Here is a 14646-nt window from a genome sequence, read left to right on the forward strand (position 1 = left end):
AATATAAACTATATAATACATCCATTGTGTTTCTTTTGCAAATAGTATTTTGGAAAAAAGAATAGTATACTTTTACCGTGGTTAAGAAAAATGCACAAATTACATGGATTACAAATGAAAAGCGGATATATTATTTTGTGCATTTGTGCGTAATTCTTTAATAAAAAACTGGAAAGGAGCTAAAGAAAAATGAAAAGGAAATTAAACAAAGTAATGGTCGGAATGATTGTGACAGCAGCGGCGGTAACATGCATGGCACCGATGGCATATGCAGATGACGAGGTGACATTAACATATTGTACCTGGAATGAAAACCAGAGGGATTCTATCCAGGCTACGATTGATGGTTTTGAAGCAGAAAATCCCGATATTAAGGTTGAGCTTCAGATTACACCCTGGGGCGAGTATTGGACAAAACTGGAAGCTGCGGCAACCAGCGGAAACATGCCGGATATTGTGACCATGCATACAAATCAGATTGAGAGATATGTAAATGGTGGTGTTATGGCTGCTATGGACGACCTTGCAGATTATGATGAAACATTCAGCTATGACAATTATGATGAAGGAATTACTGACCTTTATGTTTATGATGGTGTACATTATGGCGTTCCCAAGGATAAGGACTGTGTTGTTCTGGTATATAATAAAAAGCTGTTCGATAATGCCGGGGTAGAATATCCGACTGCTGACTGGACCTGGGATGATCTGGATGATGCAGCGGCAAAGCTTACGGACAAGGAAAACGGTATTTATGGATTTAATGCTTACAATAATGACCAGGAGGCATGGGGCAACTTTATTTATGCAAATGGCGGTGATTTTTTGAATGAAGATGGAACAGCGTCTGGATTGGATACACCGGAAGCGATGGATGCTATGAATTTCTTTATGGAATTAAATGAAAAGTATTCTCCTTCCAAAGAAATGCAGGCGGAAGTTGATGCTGTATCGATGTTTGCGACAGGAACGGTGGCGATGCAGACGATTGGAAACTGGCAGCTTAGCTATTTTATAGATAATGAGACAATCAAAGATGATTTTGCAATCGCAATGCTTCCTTCGACCCCGGATGGAAAACGTTCTACAATAAGTAATGGACTGGCACTTTCCATTCCGGCAGACTGCAAAAATATGGATGCGGCAAAGAAATTCGTGGCATATGCAAGCTCACAGAAGGGAATGGAAGAGGCAGCAGAAGGACCGGCAATACCGTGCTATAATGGCGTGGATGAGGTATGGGCGGAAGCGCATAAGGATATGTACGACACACAGGTGATTCTGGACAGCCTGCAGTTTGGAAAGCAGCTCCGCGGAAGTGAAAAGAAAAATGAGTGGGGCGAGATTATGTATAGTTATGTAGGGAAGATTTTTGACGGAACTATGAATGTAGAAGACGCATTTACGCAGGCATCTGAGGAAATGAATGAAGTGCTTACACAGTAACAGCTCAAGATATTCTGAGAGGGGATAGATGTGAAGAAGAAAGTAAAGCACTGGGCATGGGGCTACATGTTTGTAGCCCCGACCATCATAGGATTGATTATATTAAATATCTGGCCAATAATAGAAACCTTTATTTTAAGCTTTCAGAAAAGTCTTGGTTTTAACCGGTATGAATTTTCCGGTCTGACAAATTACATAAAAGTGTTTTCTGACCCTGAAGTATGGACAAGCCTGAAAAATACGTTTGTTTTCGCTTTGATATCGGTTCCGGTTGGTATATTTATCAGCCTTCTGGTAGCATGGCTTTTATGTAAGCCGATTCGGGGGACATCTGTTTACCGCATGCTTTTCTTTCTGCCGATGGTAGCGGCACCGGCTGCTGTGACAATGGTATGGACATGGATTTTTAATACGGAGTTCGGGGTGCTGAATTATTTACTTGGCTTCCTTGGAGTGCAAAAGATATCCTGGCTGAATGACCCCCGTTACACCATGTTTTCTATTATTCTGATTGCAATCTGGAGCAGTATGGGGCAGCAGATTATTATTTTGATTGTAGCGATAAAAAATGTTCCGAAGGTATATTATGAAGCAGCAGAACTGGATGGAGCCAATGAAAGAGCAAAGTTTTTCAGGATTATGATGCCGCTTGTTTCACCAAATATTTTTTTCCTGACAGTAACCGGAATCATCGGAGCACTCAGTCAGTTTGATATTGTGTATATGATTTATGGAACAGGTAATTCATCGGCGCTGGATTCCGTGAAAACAATCATGTATCAATACTATCGGGCAGCTTTTGTATCACAGGACAAGCCGTATGCGTCTGCCATTGCAGTTGTGACACTGGTCATTATTTTTGCACTGACGGTAGTTCAGATGAAGCTTCAGAAGAAGATTGTATTTTATGAATAGGAAGGGAGTGCTGTTATGAAATCGAAAAAAAGATATCCGGCAGTGCATCTGATTCTTATCCTTTTGGGTATGGTAATGGTTTTTCCATTTATCTGGATGATTTTGTCTTCTTTTAAAACTGTTGGTGAGCAAATGTCCCTGCCAATTAAAATTTTTCCGTCGAGCTTCACCTATACGGAAAATTATAAGCAGGCTCTGGAAGCGGTACCTTTTGTGAAGCTGTATATAAATACTCTGTTAATGATTGCCGGAAGATGTATCTGTGCAATTCTGTTTTCAAGTATGGCTGGATATGGATTTGCAAGATTTCAGTTTCCGGGAAAAAATCTGTTATTTATGCTGGTATTAATTCAGATGATGGTGCCGGGACAGGTATTTATTATTCCACAATACCAGATGCTGTCAAAACTGGGGATGCTGAACACCATATTTGCATTGATTTTCCCAGGGCTGGTCAGCGCTTATGGAACGTTTCTGCTCAGACAGCAGTATATGTCTTTGCCCAAAGAGCTGGAAGAAGCTGCCGTATTAGATGGATGCAATCCCTGGCAGACCTTTACAAAAATTATGCTCCCGGTTACACGTTCCAGCATTTCGGCTTTAGGTGTTTTTACTGCACTTTTTGCATGGAAGGATTTGATGTGGCCGTTAATTGCAAATAATGACATCGACAAAATGTCTCTTGCTCCTGGTCTTTCTGTCCTGCAGGGTGTTTGTATGACAAATAAAGGTGCTCTGATGGCAGGAAGTGTAATTGCCACAGTTCCGATGGTTATTTTGTATTTTGTTTTTCAGAAACAATTTATGGAAGGAGTTGCCCAGTCGGGCATTAAGGGATAATACAGATGAATAAAAACAAATTTGCGGTTACGCCGCCGAGGGGATGGAACAGCTTCGATTATTATGATGCCAATGTCAGGGAACAGGAAATTCGGGCGAATGCAGAATATATGGCTGACAATTTAAAACAGTATGGCTGGGAATACGTGGTTGTTGATATTCAATGGTATGCGTATGACACGGGTACACAGAGGGAAAAATATGAATATATTCCATTTAGCCGTGTTGAAATGGATGAATATGGACGACTTCTGCCATGTCCGGAACGTTTTCCTTCCTCAGTGGGAGGAAGAGGTTTCGCTCCGCTTGCAGAATATGTACATAGTCTGGGATTAAAATTCGGGATACATATTATGAGAGGAATTCCACGGACTGCTGCGGAACGCCATCTGCAAATAAAAGGAACTGCCAGAACAGCGGATGAGATTGCAGACCCCGGTTCGGTATGTTTATGGAACCCGGATATGTATGGGCTTCGGGATATGGAAGAGAGTCAGAGCTATTATGATTCGCTGATGGAGCTTTATGCTTCCTGGGGAGTGGATTTTGTGAAATGCGATGATATCTGTAATTCCCGTATGCTTTCGGGAAAAAGTGATGCGCAGCAGTCAGAAATCCGGATGCTTTATCATGCAATTCAAAAATGCGGCAGACCGATTGTACTGAGTCTTTCGCCGGGACCGGCGCTTTTGGAGCGCGGAAGTTTTTATTCTGAATATGCGAACATGTGGCGGCTGACGGGGGATTTCTGGGATAATTGGACTCAATTAAGGGATATGTTTGAGCGCTGCGAAAAATGGGCATCTTATGTGAAAAAAGGCTGCTATCCGGATTGTGATATGCTGCCGCTGGGATGGATTGGAAAAGGTTTTCTTGAGGAACGAAAAACCAGATTCACGCAGGCTGAGCAGAAAACGATGATGACGTTATGGAGCATTTGTCATTCTCCATTATTTTTAGGGGCAGAATTAACCAGGCTGGACAAAGAGACACTGGAGCTGATTACACAGCAGGAGGTACTCGCATTGAATTCTGCGATGGATAATGAAGTGCTCCAGTTGATGAAAAATGAGGATGAGGCTATCTGGGTTAGCAGAAATCCGGGTGGTCAGAAATTATATGTGGCAATGTTCAATTTTAAAAATCAGACAGCAAATATAATTCTTCCGAAAGGGCTTTTGGCCGATAAAGATGTACAGTTTGAGACATATCACAGAGTGACAGATGTATGGGATGATTGTGAAATACCGGAGGTTCCGGATGCGTATATGGCAGAGGCGCATGGAGTCCGGTTATTACGATTTGAACAGTAGATTTACACTAAATAAATTGATTATCGCCCCAAGCCCCTGATTTATGCGGGTTTGCGGGCGCTTTTTTAAGCGGTTAAAGGATTTATACCATTTATACCTTTCCCTCAAAGCCGCGTTTCTATTGCGTAACAAATCAACAGCAAAGGAGCTATGACTTATCTTTTTTGTGCCATTCGTTCAAGACTGCTTCCACTTGTGCGATTAACTGCTCTTTGTTCGGGATATAGGAAACATAACGGGAAGCAAAGATTGTATTTGACAGACCGCCGAGAGCATATTCAGCGGTCACACTGTCCTTCTGACAATAACAGCCGTTCATAGAGTGATGTGGAAATCTGGCGTTTCAGTTCCCGTATCGACCACCCGGAATTGATTGACTCCTTTTCGTAAAAGCTGCGCTTATCTGCGTCGGAAATAGTCAAAAGCTCACAGTAATGTGACCACGACAATTTAACAGACACTGTCTGTTGAATTTGATAGGTCTGATAAAAACGTCGCATAAATTGGAGATTAAAAACAGAAAAATGCTAAAAGTTGCAAAAATCTTTTCTAAACCTGCGCAAAGATATTGAACAGGCGATTGCTTTATGATAATATAGAACAGAAAACGGTATCAAGTTGCAAAAATCTTTTGAAATGAGGTTATTGAATGGAGATTCGCAGAGATTTCTACCTGGATAAATTGATAAAAAGAAAGAACAACGGACTAATTAAGGTTATTACTGGTATTCGCAGATGTGGTAAGTCCTATCTGCTTAATAACCTTTTCTATCATCATTTATTGGATAGTGGCGTGGACACCAGCCATATTATACGTTTTGCTTTTGATTCAGCGGACGATTTGTATTTGATTGGCGAAAGCCTTATCGGGATTGAAAAAGAAAAGCGTGGGGTGGACCCTGAAAAATTCATGGCTTATGTCCGGACCAAAGTTGTTGACGATGAAATGTATTATTTGCTGCTGGATGAAATACAGATGCTGGACTGCTTTGAAGCTGTACTGAACGGTTATCTGCGCAAGGATAACATGGATGTATTCGTGACAGGAAGTAATGCAAAACTCCTGTCCAAAGATATTGCTACCGAGTTTGCTGGTCGTGGTGATGAAGTTCATATGTATCCTCTGAGCTTTGCAGAGTTTATGTCTGTGTATGAAGGCGACAAGTATATGGGATTGTCCGAGTATATGCTTTATGGCGGCATTCCTTTGGTCGTTCTGCGCGATGGGGCAAATGATAAAGCTGCGGCATTGCAGAACCTGTTCAGCGAAATTTATATCCAGGATATATTCAGGCGGAACCGTGTCAGGAACATCGGTGAAATGGAGGATTTGCTGAATATTCTTTCTTCTGCGATAGGTTCGCTGACTAATCCGGAGAAGCTTAAAAATACTTTCAGGACCGTAAAGAAATCAAAAATAACTTCCAATACCATTAAAAAGTATTTAGATTATTTTGAAGATTCATTTCTGATTGAGTCTGCGCAGCGCTATGATATCAAGGGAAAGGCATATATTGAGACTCCTAAAAAATATTATTTTTCTGACCTTGGACTTCGGAATGCAAGAATTAACTTTCGTCAGTTTGAGCAGACCCATTCTATGGAAAATGTGATTTACAATGAACTTCGTATGCGTGGTTACAGAGTGGATGTGGGCGTTGTACCTATCGCTGAAAAAGACCAGAACGGGAAAGTAACACGCAAGCAGTTGGAAGTTGATTTTGTGTGTAATCTTGGCTCTTCCAGATACTATATTCAATCAGCATACACACTGCCTGATGAAGCAAAGCGCACTCAGGAGATCAGACCATTCAGAAAGATTGATGATTCTTTCAGGAAAATCATTATTACCAGAGACATCGTGCCGATGCATTATGATGAATATGGTATCCTGACTGTAAATATTTATGATTTTCTGCTTGACCCGAAATGCCTTGAAAAATAAAGATGTAACAAAATCTGATGGTATTTGCTGATTTTAGCAATACCGGCGATGTTTATCGTTCCGGACGGAAAAGAGCGGGGCTGTCAGTAAGGCAGTCCCGCTTTTCATACGTCATGCATACAGGGCAAGCCAGGAACGAAACAGATACATGCTCTGCCGGGAGTGTGTATGTACATTGTGCTCCAGATAGGTGTACTGCCGGGTTCCGGGAAGCTTCTGAAACAGTGCTTCCACAGAAGCCGGGGAGCAGACATCATCCTGCCCGCCGGCGGACAGCATAACGGGCTGCCGGAGCCGGTGCGCGTGAGAGAATGTGTCGATGTAACCAAGGCGGTTCCAGAACTGTGCGGAAGGAACTTCACCATACGCCTTCTGCAGAATGCCGTAAGCATTTCCGGAGAGACCGGATAACGGAAAAGCGGTCAGAAAAGGGAGGTCAGCGCATACGCAGCGTACCTGTCCGCCCAGGATGGAGGCGAGAAGCAGACTTGCGCCGCCGCCCTGGCTGGTCCCGAACAGGGAAAGCCTGTCGGGCAGTACGCAGAGCTGACGCTGTATCCAGTGAATCGCCGCCAGACAGTCAAGAAGCCAGTCTTCATATCCGCCGGGCAGTCCACGGGCTGTGCGATCGAGCACTGGCCAGTTACCATCGTCCATCAGCAGCTCTTCCCGGCTGCCGGACGGCGTAACGTATCCCAGCGGCGAAATATGGAGAATATGGTATCCGTCATCATTGATTTGCGGATGCATACTGATATAGCCTCCGTAGCCGGGAAGATTTATCAGGAGAGGAGCCGGTTCCTTCATCGCTGGCTGCCAGTACCCGTAAAATGTGTGGTCCGGCATGTCAAAACGGATAAACTTATTAATCAGTGCATTTGGACCGTTTCCAAAGCAATGCCGGACTGGCATATCATCGGTAAAAGTGCCGGAGACAGAAATTTCCCGGCTTTTTGCGAGGAGCGCATCGCACCAGGCGTCAATCGAATTTTCTGACGGATAGCAGGAAAATGCGGCGTCACGGTCATAACAGATAGCTTCATACATTAGCGGTACCTCCTTATACGATGTTTTTTCTGAAAGCTTTTTTACAGTTTAGCAGATTTGCAGAAAAAAGATACAGCAAAAACTGCCCATTGCTATAAATATTCGATTGTATTATGATTGATTTATTATGAAGACACAGTGCGTTTTGTTATGGCAGAAACAGATTGCTGTCTGTTGGAAGGAGAAAGAACGATGGATGCAATTTACAGTAATTATGCGCCCACTTTTTTATACGTGGACAAGTACCGGTTTGCGGAGAGCTGGATTTACCGGGAGAGCAGGATTCCCTATTGTATGCTCCGCTATATCTGCTCCGGGAGAGCAAAATTTATAGTGGACGGAAAAGAGTATATTGTAAAAGAAAATGATGTATTTTATATCCCGCAGGGGAGTACCCTTGCCTGCAGCGCGCTGGAGAAGATAGTTTTTATCAGTGTGCGTTTTGTCGATTCCATACAGATACCGGGAGAGGATATGCTGCTGAAGCTCTGGAACATCCGGCAGCAGTATTACTGCGGAGCCGGTACCGAGATGCGGGAATGGTTTGAAAAGATGTATCAGTCGGCAATATCGCGGGCAATGTATAAACGGCTGGAAACGTGCGGATACCTGAATCTGATATGCGCCGGGCTTGCCAGACGGTCGGGAGCCAGTGAGGAGCCGGAGGAGACTGTTCAGAGCGAGCGTATTACAATGGAGTCCATGATTAACATGAAATATATCCGCAAGCGTGTCCTGGCTTCACAGAAGGATACCGACCCGCGGGTCCAGATGGTGGTGGATTACATTACGCTGCATCCGGAAGAAAATCTGACACGGGAAAAACTATGCACAATGACCGGAGTCAGCGAGAGCACGCTGAGACGTTTGTTTAAGGCGGAAATGGGGAAGAGCATTTATGAGTTTACCAAAGATACCAAAATGATGTATGCCGCGCATTTGCTGATGACGACGATGGAGTCGATTTCGGAAATCGGCTACCGGCTGGGCTACGAATCGCCCAGTTATTTTACCAGACGTTTCCGGGAAAATTTTGGGGTCAGCCCACAGACATACCGGAAAAATTCCAGAGAAGCATAAATTGTGCAATCTGCACAAAAAACAAGGGCTAAATTTGACATGCAGAAAGAGAAATAAAAATAAACATTTATAAAATGAGCGGATATTTATAGTATTTCCTATAAAATGCATAGCGAGCCTTCTGAAATACTGTTATACTCTAAATAACTTAAAAACACGGGAGAGCGGAAAATAAGCAACGGTTCAGCCGGTACGACGCATTATTTCTGATACTTGAACAAGGCTGAATGGCTGCAAAAATAAGGCTCCCGCACGAAAAGTCAAAAGGAGGTTTCTATGAAAGGAAAAAAAGTTTTAGGTCTGATGCTTGCAGCGGCGCTTTCGGCGGCATGTGCGGTGCCGGTCGGAGCAGAGGAAACAGGGGACAATCTCAGCGGTGAAATTACATTCTGGCACTCATTCACCCAGGGCGTCCGCATGGAGGCTGTGCAGGATGCGGCAGCCAAATTTATGGAATTGCATCCGGATGTTAAAATTAACATTGAAACAATGTCGTGGAGCGATTTCAAGACAAAATGGAATGCGGGCATTACCACGGGCGATTTGCCGGACATGAGCACGACCTGCGGAACTGCCGAGGTTGCGGAGCTTGTCAATGCGGGAATCATCCAGCCGATGGATGAAACGATAGATGCTGTCGGACGCGACCGCTTCTCCGATACGGTGCTTGACGAGCTGAGCTATGAGGGCGCTACTTACGGTCTGCCGTACTATTCTCACGCGCAGGTGATGTGGTACCGTTCCGATTTGCTGGAAGCGGCGGGACTGGAGGTGCCGACCACCTGGGATGAGCTTTACGATGCCGCTGTTGCGCTTACGGATGCGGAAAACGGGCAGTACGGCTGTGCGGTTTCCCTGAGCACGGAGGACTTTATCGGAACGCGTTATCTGAACTTCTATGTCCGTTCGGGCGGCGGCAGCCTGCTGAACGACGACCTAACAGCGAACTTTACAAGCGACCTTGCCATCGAGGGAATCAAATACTGGGTAAAGATGTTTGAAAACTGCTCTCCGGCGGAGGCAATCAACTACGGTATCAATGACCACGCAATGCTGTATTACCAGGGCATCACGGCGTTTGACTTTAATTCGGGCTTCCAGATTGGCGGGGTGCAGACAAACCGTGAGGACCTCACAGAATACATTTCCTGCGCAGATTTGCCGAAAATCAATGCGGATGACGAATATTACAGTGCGGAGGCATCCCATATCCCGCTTGTAATTTATAACAGTACGGAGCATACGGACATCTGCGAGGCGTTTATCGAATTTTTGCTGGAGGAAGATAATTATCTGGAATTCCTCAGCGCGGTTCCGGTAGGAATGCTGCCCTCCATCAGCGGTATTGCGGATACGGAAGCATACAAGGCGGATGCGACGCGCCAGCAGTTCGCGGAGGAAGAGGCAGTCATCACCAAAGCAATGCAGAACGGCACGGCGATTGGATTTGAGCACGGACTGAGCGCGCAGGCGGGACTTCTGACCAGCAACGGTATTATAGAGACGATGTTCCAGGATATTATTGTAAACGGAACGGATGTTGAGACAGCCGCGCAGAATGCAGAAGACCAGATGAATGAGCTGTTTGAAACTATGATAGGATAAGAAATCTGATTTCATCAGACGGGAAGTATTTACAGCGGACAGGGCAGTTGTGTCTCCTGTCCGTTTTTGCACTCAAATTTACTGGTTTTCATGCATAGTGGCGCCTGTACAGGCAGGCGTGTTTACAAGGAGGGAGAAGCTATATGAATTTGGCACCCGGAAAAAGAAGAAAAAGGGCGGGAGGGCAGCTTACACGGTGGCTGTTTGTGCTTCCGGCTATGGCGGTCGTTGTCTGCCTGCTGATATACCCTGTTCTTTCCACCGTGTTTTACAGCTTTACCAACCGGACCATGATTCGCACGACCTATTCGATGGTCGGTCTGAAAAATTATATCAATATTTTAACGGATAAAAACTTCTACAATGCGTTTCTTCATTCGCTCATCTGGACAGTCGGAAGCGTTGCCGGACAGCTTGTCGTGGGCTTTATCGGCGCTCTGTGTCTCAACCGGGTGAAAAACCATATTGCAAGAAATGTATTTCGGGTTATCTGCATTATTCCGTGGGCGTTTCCCGCGATTGCGACCGCTATGACGTGGAAGTGGATGCTGAACGGAATTTACGGTTTTGTTCCGACCATGCTGATGGAGCTTGGACTGACGGATGGTCTGGCGCAGTTTCTCAGCAGCAATCTGGCTATGCCGACGCTTATTTTTATCAATATCTGGTTCGGCGCACCGCTGATTATGGTGAATGTGTACGCTGCCCTGCAGACCATTCCCCGTGACCAGTATGAGGCGGCACAGATTGACGGAGCGAGCGGACTGCAGTCGTTTATTTATATTACGGTACCGCATATCCGTTCCGTAGTAGGACTTCTCGTGGTGCTGAGGACAGTCTGGGTATTCAATAATTTCGATTTGATTTATATGATTACCGCCGGCGGACCTGCGGGCTCCACGACCACGATGCCGTTATATATCTATGATACGGGCTGGACAGGAAGGATGGTCGGCAAAGCTTCCGCCGCCTCTGTTCTGCTGCTGTTGTTCCTGGTTATTATAACGCTGCTTTACTTTAAGGTGATTGGGAGATGGGAAAAGGAGGAGAAGCGATGAGAAAGAGCAGAAAATTTTCCGTAAGCGGCGGATTATCCTATCTTTATTTAACCATTCTTGCCATTGTTTCGGTTTTTCCGCTGCTGTGGCTGCTGGTATCCGCTTTTAAATCCAGCAATGAAATGCTGGGAAATCCGACCTCCTTCTGGCCGAAGGAATGGACGCTGGAGAATTTTAAGACCGTTCTGGTTACGCTGAATTTTACGGTGAATATCAAAAACAGCCTGATTGTGGCGCTGTCCACGACGCTTATCTGTACCGTGATTGCGGCGCTGGCAGCTTACGGTATCATCCGTTTTTTCCCGAAGCTGGGAAACATCATGACAAAGATGCTGATTACATCGTACATGTTCCCGGCAATCATGCTGGTGATTCCTTACGCGGTCGTCATGGGAAAAATAGGACTGACGAATACGCGCGGCGGACTGGTACTGGTTTATCTGTCTTTCAGCGTACCGTATGCCGTCTGGATGCTGATAGGATTTTTTAAAACGGTTCCCGTGGAGATTGAGGAGGCGGCGCGAATCGACGGCGCCAACCGCATCCAGGTTTTTGCAAGAGTTGTGGTGCCCCTCGTGCGTCCGGGTATTGTATCTACAGCAATCTATACATTTATCAACGCATGGAATGAATTTTTGTATGCAATGCTGCTGGTCAGCAGCTCCAGCAAATCTGCACTGTCGGTGGCGGTCAAAACGCTGTCAGCCGCCGATATTGTGGACTGGGGAGCACTGATGGCAGCCAGCGCGCTGGTCGTTCTGCCGTCAATCGTATTCTTCTGTCTTATTCAGAATAAGCTTGCCGGAGGACTTTCGGACGGTGCGGTGAAGTAGAAATGATGTTGGGGTTCCAGGGGCTTACACTCACTATAGAGCTGGCTCATGTGGGTTCAGACCTTTTGACCCTGGCATCAAAAAATATAAATATCGAAAGGATGAGAAAGATTATGCAGACAATCGGTTATGCAGTGGTTGGTACAGGATATTTTGGAGCTGAGCTGGGAAGAATCATGGCAGGACAGGAGGGAGCGAAAATCGTGGCGGTCCTCGACCCGGAGAATGGACGTGCAATCGCAGAGGAATACGGATGTGATCTGGAGACAGACCTTGATACGCTCTGCGCGCGTGAGGACGTGGATGCGGTAATCGTCGCAACACCCAATTATCAGCATAAGGAGCCGGTGCTGGCGGCGGCGCGGCACGGGAAAAATGTTTTTTGTGAAAAGCCAATCGCACTGAGCTATGCGGACTGTGACGAGATGGTCAGAGCCTGCCAGGAGGCGGGGGTAATCTTTATGGCGGGACACGTCATGAATTTTTTCCGGAGCGTGCATCATGCGAAGCAGTTAATCAATGAGGGAAAGATAGGAAAAGTGCTGTACTGTCATTCGGCGCGCAACGGCTGGGAGGAGCCGCAGCCTTCGGTCAGCTGGAAAAAGGTGCGGGCAAAATCGGGCGGCCATCTTTATCACCACATTCACGAGCTGGACTGTATCCAGTTTATCATGGGACCGGCGGCGCAGGTCACTATGACCGGCGGAAATGTGGCGCACCGGGGACCGCAGTTCGGGGACGAGGATGATATGCTGTTTTTGTCTCTGGAGTTTGGCAACAATACCTATGCGATTTGCGAGTATGGCTCCGCCTTCCGTTACCCGGAGCATTACGTTCTGATTCAGGGAACAAAGGGAGCTATCCGGATTGACATGTGCAACGTGGGAATGACGGTACATACGGAAGAAGGTGATGAGCATTATCTGACGCATGAGACAAAGGAGGAGGACGACGACCGCACCCGGATTTATCACAGCACGCAGATGGACGGGGCGATTATGTACGGAAAGCCCGGAAAGCTGCCGCCGATGTGGCTGCACAGCATCATGAAAAAGGAAATGGCGTATTTTAACGGTCTGATGCACGGGGAAAAGCCGGATGACGAATTCAGGGATTTGCTTAACGGAAAAGCTGCCCGCGCGGCGATTGCCACGGCGGACGCAGCGACCCTCTCCCTGCGGGAAAATAGAAAGGTCTGCGTCTCGGAGATTACGGAGGGCTGCCGGAGGCAGACAACAATATAAGGAAACGGATGGAAAGGGGAACGGAGGCGTTCCTCTTTCGTTTACCATTTTATAGCACAAATCTGCTGCAAAATAATGCTACTCTAAAGCTCTTGTTGTTAAAATCAAACAAAATAATGCGGTCGAATCCTGCTATTGTCTAGTGACAGATAGCGCCTATCTGTGGTATAGTCAAAATACCGAAAACGGAATAAAATTGTAAACGGAGGAAATGCAAAATGAACAAAAAAATTTTAACAGCAGCTCTCGCAGCTACGATGCTGGCAGGTCTTGGACTTACCGCTGGTGCAGAAGGTGAAACGATTGGCGTTGCAATGCCGACACAGGACCTTCAGAGATGGAACCAGGACGGCGAAAACATGAAGGCTCAGCTGGAAGAGAAAGGCTACGTAGTAGACCTTCAGTATGCAGGAAATGATTCCGCTACACAGGCTTCCCAGATCGAGAACATGATCGCTAACGGCGACCAGCTTCTGGTTGTTGCTTCCATCGACGGCGACTCCCTTGGAACCGTTCTTGCGCAGGCAAAAGAAGCAGGCATCCCGGTTATCGCATATGACCGTCTGATCATGAACACGGATGCAGTTTCCTACTATGCAACCTTCGATAACTACCTGGTAGGTAAGACACAGGGTGAATTCCTTGTAGACGCTCTGGATCTGGAGAACCAGGATGGACCGTTCAACCTGGAAATGGTAACAGGCGATCCGGGCGACAACAACGTAAACTTCTTCTTCGGCGGCGCTATGGACGTTCTTCAGCCGTACATCGATGCAGGCAAGCTGGTTGTTCCGTCTGGTCAGATGACAAAAGATGAAGTAGCTACCCTTAACTGGGCAACCGACGCTGCACAGTCCAGATTCGAGAACATCCTGTCCTCCAACTATGCAGACGGCACGACTCTTCATGCAGTGCTTGCTTCCAACGACTCCACAGCACTTGGCGTTGTGAATGCTCTGGCAGCTAACTACACTGGCGAGTACCCGATCATTACCGGTCAGGACTGCGATATCGCAAACGTTCCGCACATCGTTGATGGCACACAGGCTATGTCCGTATTCAAGGATACCCGTGCTCTGGCATCCAAGGTTGTTGAAATGGTTGACGCTATCATCACAGGAGCTGAGGTTCCGGTAAATGATACTGAGACATATGACAACGGCACAGGCGTTATCCCGTCATTCCTTTGCGAACCGACAGCAGTTACCGCTGATAATTACAAAGAGATTCTGATTGATTCCGGTTACTACACAGAGGATCAGATTCAGTAAGAAACAGGCAGCAATAGAGTTTTATACAGGCGGGCTTTGCGTCCGCCTG

The 14646-nt window shown here is 46.2% G+C and carries 14 protein-coding genes; 11 read left to right on the top strand and 3 right to left on the bottom strand.

Annotated elements, in window-relative coordinates:
• Positions 1-189 precede the first annotated feature (189 nt).
• Genes NQ534_RS10595 through NQ534_RS10610 form a run of 4 tightly spaced genes read left to right on the top strand, consistent with a single transcriptional unit; the run spans position 190 to position 4514 of the window.
• Positions 190-1446, top strand: a complete 1257-nt coding sequence (locus tag NQ534_RS10595; RefSeq protein ID WP_006862058.1) for an ABC transporter substrate-binding protein — start codon at positions 190-192, stop codon at positions 1444-1446.
• A gap of 30 nt (positions 1447-1476) precedes the next feature.
• Positions 1477-2361, top strand: a complete 885-nt coding sequence (locus tag NQ534_RS10600) for a carbohydrate ABC transporter permease (protein ID WP_006862057.1) — start codon at positions 1477-1479, stop codon at positions 2359-2361.
• Positions 2362-2376: 15 nt separating this feature from the next.
• Positions 2377-3201 (top strand): carbohydrate ABC transporter permease, encoded by an 825-nt coding sequence (locus NQ534_RS10605; RefSeq protein WP_006862056.1) that lies wholly within the window; start codon positions 2377-2379, stop codon positions 3199-3201.
• Positions 3202-3206: 5 nt separating this feature from the next.
• Positions 3207-4514 (top strand): glycoside hydrolase family 27 protein, encoded by a 1308-nt coding sequence (locus NQ534_RS10610; protein ID WP_006862055.1) that lies wholly within the window; start codon positions 3207-3209, stop codon positions 4512-4514.
• A 148-nt stretch (positions 4515-4662) separates the two neighbouring features.
• Here the strand turns inward: NQ534_RS10610 and NQ534_RS21885 are convergent, their stop codons facing one another.
• Both NQ534_RS21885 and NQ534_RS21890 read right to left on the bottom strand, forming a co-directional pair.
• Positions 4663-4803, bottom strand: coding sequence for a hypothetical protein (locus NQ534_RS21885; RefSeq protein WP_330667007.1), 141 nt, complete (start codon positions 4801-4803; stop codon positions 4663-4665).
• Complete coding sequence (locus NQ534_RS21890) at positions 4793-5014, bottom strand: DUF1016 N-terminal domain-containing protein (RefSeq protein ID WP_074680052.1); 222 nt, start codon at positions 5012-5014, stop codon at positions 4793-4795. Before NQ534_RS21890 ends, NQ534_RS21885 begins: the two co-directional genes overlap by 11 nt.
• Positions 5015-5163: 149 nt before the next feature.
• Between NQ534_RS21890 and NQ534_RS10620 the strand changes: the two genes are divergently transcribed.
• Positions 5164-6459, top strand: coding sequence for an ATP-binding protein (locus NQ534_RS10620; protein ID WP_006862052.1), 1296 nt, complete (start codon positions 5164-5166; stop codon positions 6457-6459).
• Positions 6460-6570: 111 nt separating this feature from the next.
• Here the strand turns inward: NQ534_RS10620 and NQ534_RS10625 are convergent, their stop codons facing one another.
• Positions 6571-7506: an acetylxylan esterase gene (locus tag NQ534_RS10625; protein ID WP_006862051.1), complete on the bottom strand. Its 936-nt coding sequence runs from the start codon at positions 7504-7506 to the stop codon at positions 6571-6573.
• 192 nt (positions 7507-7698) lie between these two features.
• Between NQ534_RS10625 and NQ534_RS10630 the strand changes: the two genes are divergently transcribed.
• The 6 genes from NQ534_RS10630 (at position 7699) to chvE (ending at position 14597) form a co-directional block, all read left to right on the top strand.
• Positions 7699-8586 carry a helix-turn-helix domain-containing protein gene (locus tag NQ534_RS10630; RefSeq protein WP_040783275.1) on the top strand — a complete coding sequence of 296 codons (888 nt, stop codon included), beginning with the start codon at positions 7699-7701 and terminating at the stop codon, positions 8584-8586.
• A 276-nt stretch (positions 8587-8862) separates the two neighbouring features.
• Positions 8863-10191 (top strand): ABC transporter substrate-binding protein, encoded by a 1329-nt coding sequence (locus NQ534_RS10635; RefSeq protein WP_006862049.1) that lies wholly within the window; start codon positions 8863-8865, stop codon positions 10189-10191.
• A 143-nt stretch (positions 10192-10334) separates the two neighbouring features.
• On the top strand, positions 10335-11249 hold the full coding sequence (locus tag NQ534_RS10640; protein ID WP_006862048.1) for a carbohydrate ABC transporter permease: 915 nt from the start codon (positions 10335-10337) through the stop codon (positions 11247-11249).
• Positions 11246-12082: a carbohydrate ABC transporter permease gene (locus tag NQ534_RS10645; protein ID WP_040783271.1), complete on the top strand. Its 837-nt coding sequence runs from the start codon at positions 11246-11248 to the stop codon at positions 12080-12082. The genes NQ534_RS10640 and NQ534_RS10645 overlap by 4 nt, the downstream gene beginning before the upstream one ends.
• 113 nt (positions 12083-12195) lie before the next feature.
• Positions 12196-13326, top strand: coding sequence for a Gfo/Idh/MocA family protein (locus tag NQ534_RS10650; RefSeq protein ID WP_040783344.1), 1131 nt, complete (start codon positions 12196-12198; stop codon positions 13324-13326).
• 257 nt (positions 13327-13583) lie between these two features.
• Positions 13584-14597, top strand: coding sequence for a multiple monosaccharide ABC transporter substrate-binding protein (gene chvE / locus NQ534_RS10655; protein ID WP_242655353.1), 1014 nt, complete (start codon positions 13584-13586; stop codon positions 14595-14597).
• The last annotated feature ends 49 nt before the right edge of the window (positions 14598-14646 follow it).

The organism is Marvinbryantia formatexigens DSM 14469 (assembly GCF_025148285.1).
In the GTDB taxonomy this organism is placed as follows: Bacteria; Bacillota; Clostridia; order Lachnospirales; family Lachnospiraceae; genus Marvinbryantia; species Marvinbryantia formatexigens.